Source organism: Comamonas testosteroni TK102 (genome assembly GCF_000739375.1).
Classification (GTDB): domain Bacteria; phylum Pseudomonadota; class Gammaproteobacteria; order Burkholderiales; family Burkholderiaceae_C; genus Comamonas; species Comamonas brasiliensis.
This window is the reverse complement of the sequence record NZ_CP006704.1, coordinates 1,447,275-1,459,921: the sequence shown is the minus strand read 5'-3', so window position 1 is coordinate 1,459,921 and position 12,647 is coordinate 1,447,275. Positions and strand designations below refer to the sequence as shown.

The 12,647-nt window shown below is 54.6% G+C and carries 4 protein-coding genes, 5 tRNA genes and 4 rRNA genes; all 13 read right to left on the bottom strand.

Going from position 1 to position 12,647, the window contains the following annotated elements; genetic code table 11:
- Positions 1-203: 203 nt before the first annotated feature.
- Positions 204-279: transfer RNA gene (locus O987_RS06570), tRNA-Ala, on the bottom strand.
- 28 nt (positions 280-307) lie between these two features.
- A tRNA-Ile gene (locus tag O987_RS06565) sits at positions 308-384 on the bottom strand.
- 93 nt (positions 385-477) lie between these two features.
- Positions 478-2,010, bottom strand: a 16S ribosomal RNA gene (locus O987_RS06560).
- Positions 2,011-2,361: 351 nt separating this feature from the next.
- A 5S ribosomal RNA gene (rrf, locus tag O987_RS06555) occupies positions 2,362-2,474 on the bottom strand.
- Between the two features lie 166 nt (positions 2,475-2,640).
- Positions 2,641-5,518, bottom strand: a 23S ribosomal RNA gene (locus tag O987_RS06550).
- A 412-nt stretch (positions 5,519-5,930) separates the two neighbouring features.
- Positions 5,931-6,006 (bottom strand) — tRNA-Ala (locus tag O987_RS06545).
- 28 nt (positions 6,007-6,034) lie between these two features.
- Positions 6,035-6,111 (bottom strand) — tRNA-Ile (locus tag O987_RS06540).
- Positions 6,112-6,204: 93 nt separating this feature from the next.
- Positions 6,205-7,737, bottom strand: a 16S ribosomal RNA gene (locus O987_RS06535).
- The 16S, 23S and 5S rRNA genes sit together here with 5 tRNA genes alongside, the layout of an rRNA operon.
- 341 nt (positions 7,738-8,078) lie before the next feature.
- Positions 8,079-8,171: transfer RNA gene (locus O987_RS06530), tRNA-Ser, on the bottom strand.
- A 54-nt stretch (positions 8,172-8,225) separates the two neighbouring features.
- The gene (locus O987_RS06525) at positions 8,226-9,491 is read right to left on the bottom strand and encodes an aspartate kinase (protein ID WP_003057587.1); all 1,266 of its coding nucleotides are present in this window, start codon (positions 9,489-9,491) and stop codon (positions 8,226-8,228) included.
- A 92-nt stretch (positions 9,492-9,583) separates the two neighbouring features.
- The gene (gene tilS / locus O987_RS06520) at positions 9,584-10,594 is read right to left on the bottom strand and encodes a tRNA lysidine(34) synthetase TilS (protein WP_080731454.1); all 1,011 of its coding nucleotides are present in this window, start codon (positions 10,592-10,594) and stop codon (positions 9,584-9,586) included.
- Positions 10,595-10,733: 139 nt separating this feature from the next.
- Entirely contained in the window at positions 10,734-11,711 is a 978-nt protein-coding gene (locus tag O987_RS06515) for an acetyl-CoA carboxylase carboxyltransferase subunit alpha (RefSeq protein WP_003057594.1), read from the bottom strand.
- 60 nt (positions 11,712-11,771) lie between these two features.
- A complete protein-coding gene (locus O987_RS06510) occupies positions 11,772-12,614 on the bottom strand; it encodes a DNA-3-methyladenine glycosylase family protein (protein WP_043371203.1) in 843 nt (280 codons plus the stop codon).
- Between the last annotated feature and the right edge of the window lie 33 nt (positions 12,615-12,647).

The following is a 12,647-nucleotide window of genomic DNA, read 5'->3' as shown; positions in this document are numbered from 1 at the left end:
AACCTTGGTTTGTGCTTTCCACCAGCAACGCTGATTTCGACTCTATGAATTTTTAAAGAACAGCCTATTGATCAAAGATCAATATAAAAGCAGTCTGAAGCAGACTGCTTTTATATTGAATTTGGTTTTTTTCTGCTTCCGATCCGCTTGCGCTTCACATCTGCTGAGCCAACGATTATAGCACCTTTCGGCGCTATCATTTTTGGTGGAGGATGACGGGATCGAACCGACGACCCCCTGCTTGCAAAGCAGGTGCTCTCCCAGCTGAGCTAATCCCCCGGGATCCTCGAACCAGATATTGGAATCTTGGTGGGTCTAGTTGGGCTCGAACCAACGACCCCTGCGTTATCAACACAGTGCTCTAACCAGCTGAGCTACAGACCCATTCCATGCAGCCCGCTGTCACTCAGCAGGCCACCTGGCTTGTTCCAACAACCGATAAGTGTGGACGTTCAATTTGAAGCAGCATTTTTCCAGAAAGGAGGTGATCCAGCCGCACCTTCCGATACGGCTACCTTGTTACGACTTCACCCCAGTCACGAACCCCGCCGTGGTAAGCGCCCTCCTTGCGGTTAGGCTACCTACTTCTGGCGAGACCCGCTCCCATGGTGTGACGGGCGGTGTGTACAAGACCCGGGAACGTATTCACCGTGACATTCTGATCCACGATTACTAGCGATTCCGACTTCACGCAGTCGAGTTGCAGACTGCGATCCGGACTACGACTGGCTTTATGGGATTAGCTCCCCCTCGCGGGTTGGCAACCCTTTGTACCAGCCATTGTATGACGTGTGTAGCCCCACCTATAAGGGCCATGAGGACTTGACGTCATCCCCACCTTCCTCCGGTTTGTCACCGGCAGTCCCATTAGAGTGCTCAACTGAATGTAGCAACTAATGGCAAGGGTTGCGCTCGTTGCGGGACTTAACCCAACATCTCACGACACGAGCTGACGACAGCCATGCAGCACCTGTGTGCAGGTTCTCTTTCGAGCACCAAACCATCTCTGGTAAGTTCCTGCCATGTCAAAGGTGGGTAAGGTTTTTCGCGTTGCATCGAATTAAACCACATCATCCACCGCTTGTGCGGGTCCCCGTCAATTCCTTTGAGTTTCAACCTTGCGGCCGTACTCCCCAGGCGGTCAACTTCACGCGTTAGCTTCGTTACTGAGTCAGTTAAGACCCAACAACCAGTTGACATCGTTTAGGGCGTGGACTACCAGGGTATCTAATCCTGTTTGCTCCCCACGCTTTCGTGCATGAGCGTCAGTGCAGGCCCAGGGGATTGCCTTCGCCATCGGTGTTCCTCCGCATATCTACGCATTTCACTGCTACACGCGGAATTCCATCCCCCTCAGCCGCACTCTAGCTTTGCAGTCACAATGGCAGTTCCCAGGTTGAGCCCGGGGATTTCACCACTGTCTTACAAAACCGCCTGCGCACGCTTTACGCCCAGTAATTCCGATTAACGCTTGCACCCTACGTATTACCGCGGCTGCTGGCACGTAGTTAGCCGGTGCTTATTCTTACGGTACCGTCATGACCCGGGGATATTAGCCCCAGGCTTTTCGTTCCGTACAAAAGCAGTTTACAACCCGAGGGCCTTCATCCTGCACGCGGCATTGCTGGATCAGGCTTTCGCCCATTGTCCAAAATTCCCCACTGCTGCCTCCCGTAGGAGTCTGGGCCGTGTCTCAGTCCCAGTGTGGCTGGTCGTCCTCTCAGACCAGCTACAGATCGCAGGCTTGGTAAGCCTTTACCCCACCAACTACCTAATCTGCCATCAGCCGCTCTAGTAGCACAAGGCCCGAAGGTCCCCTGCTTTCATCCGTAGATCTCATGCGGTATTAGCTACTCTTTCGAGTAGTTATCCCCCACTACTAGGCACGTTCCGATGTATTACTCACCCGTTCGCCACTCGTCAGCATCCGAAGACCTGTTACCGTTCGACTTGCATGTGTAAAGCATGCCGCCAGCGTTCAATCTGAGCCAGGATCAAACTCTATAGTTCGATCTTGAATTTAAAGTCTTTCGACTGCTCACTCACTTGACGGAATCAAGAAGAATCAATTCTTCCTCATTACTGTTTTTGTGAGCGTTTGATAACTCCGAAGAGTTTGTTCCGAAGAACTGGCTGCTTGCCCTCAAACGCCCACGCTTATCGGCTGTATTTTTTTAAGGAGCCGAGCGCAAAATCAAGAAGCTTGACTTTGAATCTCGTTGCTTGCTGCGATCAGCGAAGCTTTCAATTGTAGCACTGTTTTCACAGTACTTTTAAAACGTTTTTGCGTTTTCTTCTCACCCCTCAGAACAAGGAGGGAGAAGAAAACGCCTGGCGTGAGCCAGGCGTTTTGGCGTAAGAGCCTGACGATGACCTACTTTCACACGGGAACCCGCACTATCATCGGCGCAAAGTCGTTTCACTGTCCTGTTCGGGATGGGAAGGAGTGGTACCAACTTGCTATGGTCATCAGGCATAAACTTTTTGTCAGATTGACAGCGCCTCGATTAACTTCTTAATCTCGCTCACCTTCAATCCAACGAATTCATAGAGTCTTCAATCAGCTTTTCGATTGCGCCTTTTCGGCATAACTAGAACTTGCGTTCTGTCTTTCATTTTTCCAGACTTGCCCAAAGTTATAGGGTCAAGCCGCACGGGCAATTAGTACTGGTTAGCTTAACGCATTACTGCGCTTCCACACCCAGCCTATCAACGTCGTGGTCTACAACGACCCTTCAGGGGGCTCAAGGCCCCGGCAGATCTCATCTTGAAACGAGTTTCCCGCTTAGATGCTTTCAGCGGTTATCTCTTCCACACTTAGCTACCCTGCGATGCCACTGGCGTGACAACAGGTACACCAGAGGTGTGTCCACTCCGGTCCTCTCGTACTAGGAGCAGGCTTCCTCAAATCTGCAGCGCCCACGGAAGATAGGGACCAAACTGTCTCACGACGTTTTAAACCCAGCTCACGTACCTCTTTAAATGGCGAACAGCCATACCCTTGGGACCGACTACAGCCCCAGGATGAGATGAGCCGACATCGAGGTGCCAAACACCGCCGTCGATATGAACTCTTGGGCGGTATCAGCCTGTTATCCCCAGAGTACCTTTTATCCGTTGAGCGATGGCCCTTCCATACAGAACCACCGGATCACTATGTCCTGCTTTCGCATCTGCTCGACTTGTCAGTCTCGCAGTTAAGCACGCTTATGCCATTGCACTATCGTCACGATGTCCGACCGTAACTAGCGCACCTTCGAACTCCTCCGTTACGCTTTGGGAGGAGACCGCCCCAGTCAAACTGCCTACCATGCACTGTCCCCGATCCAGATAATGGATCCAGGTTAGAACCTCAAACGCACCAGGGTGGTATTTCAACGTCGGCTCCATGAGATCTAGCGACCTCACTTCAAAGCCTCCCACCTATCCTACACAGATCCGTTCAAAGTCCAATACAAAGCTACAGTAAAGGTTCATGGGGTCTTTCCGTCTTTCCGCGGGGAGATTGCATCATCACAAACATTTCAACTTCGCTGAGTCTCAGGAGGAGACAGTGTGGCCATCGTTACGCCATTCGTGCAGGTCGGAACTTACCCGACAAGGAATTTCGCTACCTTAGGACCGTTATAGTTACGGCCGCCGTTTACTGGGACTTCAATCAAGAGCTTGCACCCCATCATTTAATCTTCCAGCACCGGGCAGGCGTCACACCCTATACGTCCACTTTCGTGTTTGCAGAGTGCTGTGTTTTTATTAAACAGTCGCAGCCACCAATTTTTTGCAACCCCTTTGAGCTCCGTTTGTACAACTTCACTTACTTGGGGTACACCTTCTCCCGAAGTTACGGTGTCAATTTGCCGAGTTCCTTCTCCTGAGTTCTCTCAAGCGCCTTAGAATACTCATCTCGCGCACCAGTGTCGGTTTGCGGTACGGTCGTCAATAGCTGAAGCTTAGTGGCTTTTCCTGGAAGCAGGGTATCACTCACTTCGTGTGCAAGCACACTCGTTATCACGCCTCATCTCAGCTCTCCGGATTTGCCTAAAGAGCACGACTACACGCTTGAACCAACTATTCCAACAGTTGGCTGAGCTAACCTTCTCCGTCCCCACATCGCACTATTGATCGGTACAGGAATATTGACCTGTTTCCCATCAGCTACGCATCTCTGCCTCGCCTTAGGGGCCGACTCACCCTACGCCGATGAACGTTGCGTAGGAAACCTTGCGCTTACGGCGAGGGGGCTTTTCACCCCCTTTAACGCTACTCATGTCAGCATTCGCACTTCTGATACCTCCAGCATCCGTTACCAGACACCTTCACAGGCTTACAGAACGCTCTCCTACCACGTGCCATAAATGGCACATCCGCAGCTTCGGTAACTGGCTTAGCCCCGTTACATCTTCCGCGCAGGACGACTCGATCAGTGAGCTATTACGCTTTCTTTAAATGATGGCTGCTTCTAAGCCAACATCCTGACTGTTTTAGCCTTCCCACTTCGTTTCCCACTTAGCCCGTTTTAGGGACCTTAGCTGGCGGTCTGGGTTGTTTCCCTCTTGAGTCCGGACGTTAGCACCCGGTGCTCTGTCTCCCAAGCTGTACTCGTCGGTATTCGGAGTTTGCATAGGTTTGGTAAGTCGCCATGACCCCCTAGCCTAAACAGTGCTCTACCCCCGACGGTAATACTTGAGGCACTACCTAAATAGTTTTCGGAGAGAACCAGCTATTTCCAAGTTTGTTTAGCCTTTCACCCCTATCCACAGCTCATCCCCTAATTTTGCAACATTAGTGGGTTCGGACCTCCAGTACCTGTTACGGCACCTTCATCCTGGCCATGGATAGATCACTTGGTTTCGGGTCTACACCCAGCGACTAATCGCCCTATTCGGACTCGATTTCTCTTCGCCTCCCCTATTCGGTTAAGCTTGCCACTGAATGTAAGTCGCTGACCCATTATACAAAAGGTACGCCGTCACCCCGAAGGGCTCCGACTTTTTGTAAGCATACGGTTTCAGGATCTATTTCACTCCCCTCCCGGGGTTCTTTTCGCCTTTCCCTCACGGTACTGGTTCACTATCGGTCGATGATGAGTATTTAGCCTTGGAGGATGGTCCCCCCATATTCAGACAGGGTTTCTCGTGCCCCGCCCTACTTGTCTGCAGCCTAGTACCACCGATCGGTTTTCACATACGGGACTATCACCCACTATGGTCGGCCTTTCCATGCCGTTTTGTTAACTGATCGACTATCACTGCAAGGCTCTTCCGAATTCGCTCGCCACTACTATCGGAATCTCGGTTGATGTCTTTTCCTCTGGGTACTTAGATGTTTCAGTTCTCCAGGTTCGCTTCGAGCACCTATGTATTCAGTGCACGATACCTCTTGCGAGGTGGGTTCCCCCATTCAGAAATCTCCGGATCAAAGCTTATTTGCCAGCTCCCCGAAGCTTATCGCAGGCTATCACGTCTTTCGTCGCCTATCATCGCCAAGGCATCCACCATATGCTCTTAGTCACTTGACCCTATAACTTTGGATTCTCTTAGCGAGAATCAAAGCCTGGTATTCAAAGACTGGTGAGGTCTTGCACCTCACGCGTTATGCCGTAATGTGAATATCTTTGGCTGCATCTTTCGATACAGCTTAGAGAATATTCGTCATTACTAGATAAATTTGCATTCGCAAAATATCTGTTTTGACGCAATCAAAATGTTGCTGGCGGCACGGTGCACAAACCTTGGTTTGTGCTTTCCACCAGCAACGCTGATTTCGACTCTATGAATTTTTAAAGAACAGCCTATTGATCAAAGATCAATATAAAAGCAGTCTGAAGCAGACTGCTTTTATATTGAATTTGGTTTTTTTCTGCTTCCGATCCGCTTGCGCTTCACATCTGCTGAGCCAACGATTATAGCACCTTTCGGCGCTATCATTTTTGGTGGAGGATGACGGGATCGAACCGACGACCCCCTGCTTGCAAAGCAGGTGCTCTCCCAGCTGAGCTAATCCCCCGGGATCCTCGAACCAGATATTGGAATCTTGGTGGGTCTAGTTGGGCTCGAACCAACGACCCCTGCGTTATCAACACAGTGCTCTAACCAGCTGAGCTACAGACCCATTCCATGCAGCCCGCTGTCACTCAGCAGGCCACCTGGCTTGTTCCAACAACCGATAAGTGTGGACGTTCAATTTGAAGCAGCATTTTTCCAGAAAGGAGGTGATCCAGCCGCACCTTCCGATACGGCTACCTTGTTACGACTTCACCCCAGTCACGAACCCCGCCGTGGTAAGCGCCCTCCTTGCGGTTAGGCTACCTACTTCTGGCGAGACCCGCTCCCATGGTGTGACGGGCGGTGTGTACAAGACCCGGGAACGTATTCACCGTGACATTCTGATCCACGATTACTAGCGATTCCGACTTCACGCAGTCGAGTTGCAGACTGCGATCCGGACTACGACTGGCTTTATGGGATTAGCTCCCCCTCGCGGGTTGGCAACCCTTTGTACCAGCCATTGTATGACGTGTGTAGCCCCACCTATAAGGGCCATGAGGACTTGACGTCATCCCCACCTTCCTCCGGTTTGTCACCGGCAGTCCCATTAGAGTGCTCAACTGAATGTAGCAACTAATGGCAAGGGTTGCGCTCGTTGCGGGACTTAACCCAACATCTCACGACACGAGCTGACGACAGCCATGCAGCACCTGTGTGCAGGTTCTCTTTCGAGCACCAAACCATCTCTGGTAAGTTCCTGCCATGTCAAAGGTGGGTAAGGTTTTTCGCGTTGCATCGAATTAAACCACATCATCCACCGCTTGTGCGGGTCCCCGTCAATTCCTTTGAGTTTCAACCTTGCGGCCGTACTCCCCAGGCGGTCAACTTCACGCGTTAGCTTCGTTACTGAGTCAGTTAAGACCCAACAACCAGTTGACATCGTTTAGGGCGTGGACTACCAGGGTATCTAATCCTGTTTGCTCCCCACGCTTTCGTGCATGAGCGTCAGTGCAGGCCCAGGGGATTGCCTTCGCCATCGGTGTTCCTCCGCATATCTACGCATTTCACTGCTACACGCGGAATTCCATCCCCCTCTGCCGCACTCTAGCTTTGCAGTCACAATGGCAGTTCCCAGGTTGAGCCCGGGGATTTCACCACTGTCTTACAAAACCGCCTGCGCACGCTTTACGCCCAGTAATTCCGATTAACGCTTGCACCCTACGTATTACCGCGGCTGCTGGCACGTAGTTAGCCGGTGCTTATTCTTACGGTACCGTCATGACCCGGGGATATTAGCCCCAGGCTTTTCGTTCCGTACAAAAGCAGTTTACAACCCGAGGGCCTTCATCCTGCACGCGGCATTGCTGGATCAGGCTTTCGCCCATTGTCCAAAATTCCCCACTGCTGCCTCCCGTAGGAGTCTGGGCCGTGTCTCAGTCCCAGTGTGGCTGGTCGTCCTCTCAGACCAGCTACAGATCGCAGGCTTGGTAAGCCTTTACCCCACCAACTACCTAATCTGCCATCAGCCGCTCTAGTAGCACAAGGCCCGAAGGTCCCCTGCTTTCATCCGTAGATCTCATGCGGTATTAGCTACTCTTTCGAGTAGTTATCCCCCACTACTAGGCACGTTCCGATGTATTACTCACCCGTTCGCCACTCGTCAGCATCCAAAGACCTGTTACCGTTCGACTTGCATGTGTAAAGCATGCCGCCAGCGTTCAATCTGAGCCAGGATCAAACTCTATAGTTCGATCTTGAATTTAAAGTCTTTCGACTGCTCACTCACTTGACGGAATCAAGAAGAATCAATTCTTCCTCATTACTGTTTTTGTGAGCGTTTGATAACTCCGAAGAGTTTGTTCCGAAGAACTGGCTGCTTGCCCTCAAACGCCCACGCTTATCGGCTGTATTTTTTTAAGGAGCCAAGCGCAAAATCAAGATGCTTGACTTTGAACCTCGTTGCTTGCTGCGATCAGCGAAGCCTTGCATTGTAGCCTGTTTTTACCAGACTCAAATCAAAGTTTGAAACTTTTTGTCAACACCCAAGGGATCTTGACAAAAAGAAAAAGCCTTGCGGCTTTTTCTTTGATTTGGCGGAAACGGAGGGATTCGAACCCTCGATGAGGCTCTACACCCCATACTCCCTTAGCAGGGGAGCACCTTCGGCCACTCGGTCACGTTTCCGGAATGACGCTATTGTAAACAGCTTTTTTGTTCGTTTTTGGAAAGTTGCGAAAATTATTCGCTTTTGTCCAAACCGAAGGCAGTGTGCAGGGAGCGCACGGCCAGCTCCAGGTACTTCTCGTCGATCACGACCGAAGTCTTGATCTCGGAAGTCGAGATCATCTGGATGTTCACGCCTTCCTTGCTCAGGGCACGGAACATGGTGGAGGCCACGCCCACATGGCTGCGCATGCCGATACCGACAATGCTGACCTTGGCGATATTGGGATTGCCCACCACTTCGGACGCACCCAGTGCAGGAACAACGCTTTCACGCAGCAGCTCCATGGCACGCTGGTAGTCGCCCTGACTCACGGTGAAGCTGAAGTCGGTCTTGCCGTCCTTTGAGATGTTCTGGATGATCACATCGACTTCGATGTTGGCATCAGCCACGGGACCCAGGATGGCAGCGGCCACGCCGGGGGTATCGGGCACGCCCAGCACGGAAATCTTGGCCTCGCCACGGTTGAAAGCGATGCCGGATACGACAGCCTTTTCCATTTTTTCGTCTTCCTCAAAAGTAATCAGCGTGCCGGACTTGGCCTCTTCTTCCAGATCGATATCCCAGGGCGTGAAGCTCGACAGCACGCGCATGGGCACCTTGTACTTGCCTGCAAACTCCACGGAGCGGATTTGCAGTACCTTGGAGCCCAGGCTGGCCATTTCCAGCATTTCCTCGAAGCTCACCGTACCCAGGCGCTTGGCAGCAGGCACCACACGGGGGTCGGTGGTGTAGACGCCATCCACATCGGTATAGATCAGGCATTCGGCAGCCTTCAGGGCGGCCGCCACGGCCACGGCCGAAGTATCGGAGCCGCCACGTCCCAACGTGGTGATATTGCCTTCGGGATCGATACCCTGGAAGCCGGTCACGATCACGACACGACCTGCCTCGAGGTCGGCGCGCACGCGCTTGTCGTCGATGGACTCGATACGAGCCTTGGTATAGCTGCTATCGGTGCGCACGGGCACTTGCCAGCCTGCATAGCTGACGGATTCCATGCCTTCGGCCTGCAGCGCAATGGCCAGCAGAGCCGAGGAGGCCTGCTCGCCAGTGGCGGCCAGCATATCGAGCTCACGATAGTACGAACTCTTGGCGTGGCTGGGAGCCAGTTCGCTGGCCAGACCCAGCAAACGGTTGGTTTCGCCACTCATGGCGCTGGGCACAACCACCAACTGGTGACCTGCCCGAGCCCATTTGGCCACACGCTTGGCGACGTTGCGGATGCGCTCTGTCGAGCCCATCGAGGTGCCGCCGTATTTATGAACGATCAGTGCCATTGGATACTAAAGGGTGACGAAACAGCAGCCACGGCGCAGATCACAAAGGTTTTGGCGCGCCGGCGGTTTTCGTACAGGTAAAAAACCAAAACCTAGGAATTGTACCAACCGAGACTTACCCCCTGGCGCTCCACAAAACCCCGCCCCACCTTGATGTGGATGTGGTGCCCTCGCGTAGTGCAAACGCCGACCTGCGCCATGAGCTGCGCAAGCTGGGCAGCCGTCGGCGTGGTGTCATGTGCGACACGCAGCCAATAGCGCAGAACATTGCCCAGACGTGCCTCACTCAAACGTTGCAGCGCCTTGATAGCTGGCGGCAGCCCGACCATCTGCAGGTCTGCCGCCGCCTGCTCGTCCAGCAGCTCGGACGCCTGGGCGCAATGGGCGCAGCTGCGTGCGAACGTGCTGCGGAACTGAGGAAAGACCTGCTCCAGCACCGGCAGCAACTGAGCCCGGATGCGGTTGCGCGTGTAGCCCTGATCGGTATTCGTCGGATCCTCGACCCAGCTCACCCCCCTGAGCCGCAACCAGTCGCGCAGCGCCTGGCCCGGCACCGCCAACAAGGGCCGGAACCACTGCAGCCCCGCTCTTTGCCAATGCCCGGGCATGGCCGCCAGACCGGCCACACCAGCACCGCGCGAGAGCGCCAGCAGCAAGGTCTCGACCTGGTCGTCGGCATGCTGGGCCAGCGCCATGGAGCGCACCGCATCCAGCGGCGCACCATCTGCAGCCAGCCAAGGCTGGCCGACCGCCTGAATCAAGGCCGCATAGCGCCCCTGGCGCGCCGCGTCTTCAGGGCTTTGCCCCTGCACATTGCGCGCATCGATGGCGCAAACCTTGAGGGCAATGCCGTGCCGGGCGCACAGTTGCTCGCAGTGCTGCTGAAAACCATCGGCCGCAGACTGCAAACCATGGTGTACATGGATCGCCCTCACCCGCCCCGGCCAGCGCGCATGGCAGGCCAGCAGCAGAGCCGACGAATCGGCTCCGCCGCTGAAGGCCACAGCCAGGGGCAGTGCTGGATTGAATGCAGCCACTGCGGCATCCACCCGGCCGGCCGAAGCCGCCAACAAGTCAGCATCTGACTGGGCTTGCATGAACAACAGACTCCATCTTTCAAATTCAATAGCGGCCAACGATTAATCAGAAAGGGCTTAAGGCGTATTTCGCTCATAAACTCTCGGCAAAAACAAATGGCTCCCGAAGGAGCCATTGTGCGCAAGCGGCATCAAGCCCGCCCGATCAGCGGTTGTCGGCCTTGGTGTCGGCAAACTTGCCGTAGCTCTGAATGCGGTCGTAGCGACGATCCTGCAGCTCCTTGGGCTTGAGATCGGTCAACTGGCGATAGGCATCGCCCAACGCGCGCTTGAGGAAGGCGCCCATTTGCTTGTGGTCACGGTGAGCACCACCCACAGGCTCGTTGACGATTTTGTCCACCAGACCCAGCGCCTTGAGGCGGTGGGCGGTGATGCCCATGGCATCCGCTGCTTCCTGGGCCTTTTCACCGGTCTTCCACAGAATCGAGGCGCAGCCTTCGGGGCTGATCACCGAGTACACGGAATACTGCAGCATCAGCACCTGGTCGGCCACGGCAATCGCCAGCGCACCGCCCGAGCCACCTTCACCGATGATGGTGGTGATGATGGGGGTCTGCAGTTGCGCCATTTCGTAGATGTTGCGACCGATGGCCTCGGACTGACCACGCTCCTCGGCATCGATACCGGGGAAGGCACCGGGCGTGTCCACGAAAGTGAACACGGGCAGCTTGAACTTCTCGGCCGTCTTCATCAGACGCAAGGCCTTGCGATAGCCCTCGGGACGCGTCATGCCAAAGTTGCGCAGCGTGCGCTCCTTGGTATCGCGGCCCTTTTGATGACCGATCACCATGCAGGGCTGGCCATTGAAGCGTGCCAGGCCACCGATGATGGACTGGTCATCCGCAAAGTGGCGGTCGCCATGCATTTCGACAAAGTCGGTAAAGCACTCGCGCACATAGTCGAGCGTATAGGGGCGCTCGGTATGGCGGGCGATCTTGGTGATCTGCCAGGGGGTCAGGTCGCTGTAGATGTCCTTGGTCAGCTGCAAGCTTTTCTTGCTGAGCTGGTCGATCTCTTCCGAGATATCTACTGCGCTTTCAGTCTGCACATAGCGCAGTTCTTCGATTTTGGATTCGAGTTCTGCAATGGGCTGCTCAAAATCCAGAAAGTTCTTTTTCGCCAACGTATTTCTCCTTGTGCCAGCCTGTTGCAATCCTTGCAATCGGCCAGTGGACAGATGTCATCAAGCCACAGGCTGCGCCTCGAGCGAGCGCCAAATATACCAAGTTGCAACCGTACACCACGGTTTCCAAGCCTCGGCAACTTCACGGGCATCACTGCGACTGACAGGATCGCCCGAAAAATGATTGAGGGAGATGCCCTGTATCAAACCGGCATCGTCCAGAGGCAGCACATTGGGCCGCCCCAGGCAGTAAATCAGAAAATTCTCGGCCGTCCAGCGACTGAGACCGCGTATGGACATCAGCTCGGCAATGATGACCTCATCGCTCATCTGGGCCCATTCATCCATGTGCAGGCGATGCTCGGTGAAGTGCAGCGCCAGATCGACCAGATAGTCGACCTTGCGGGCCGACAGCCCCGCACCACGCATATCGTCCACCTTGAGCCTGAGCACCTGCTCGGGCTGCATGGCAGCAGGCAGCTTGGCAAACTTGTTCCACAAGGTCTTGGCCGACTTTGCCGAGATCTGCTGCCCGATGATGGAGCGAGCCAAGGTGGCAAAGGCCTGCTCCTGCCCGCAAGGCAGCAGCGCCTGGCTGCCGAGCTGCGGAATCAGTCGCTTGAGCACGCGATCGCGGCGCATGAGCTGGCGGCAGGCCTCGGCCCAGTAGGCAGGCACGCCCTCGGGCAGATCCAGATGGACCTTGGGTGCAACCGCCTTGGGCGCAGCAGCCAGCTTGGCTGGCGCCAGGTCTTTGCCGGCCGGGCCCGCGGACTGAACCATGGCCGCTGCCCCCAAAGGAGCGACAGGCAAAGGCGCTGCCGGCCCCATGGGCACGGGCAGATCGGCAACCAGCGGCAGCTGCTCGAACTCCATGGTGTCCAGATGCTTGACCGCGCTCATGCACGCCCCTTCGCACTGTTCACACAGTTGATG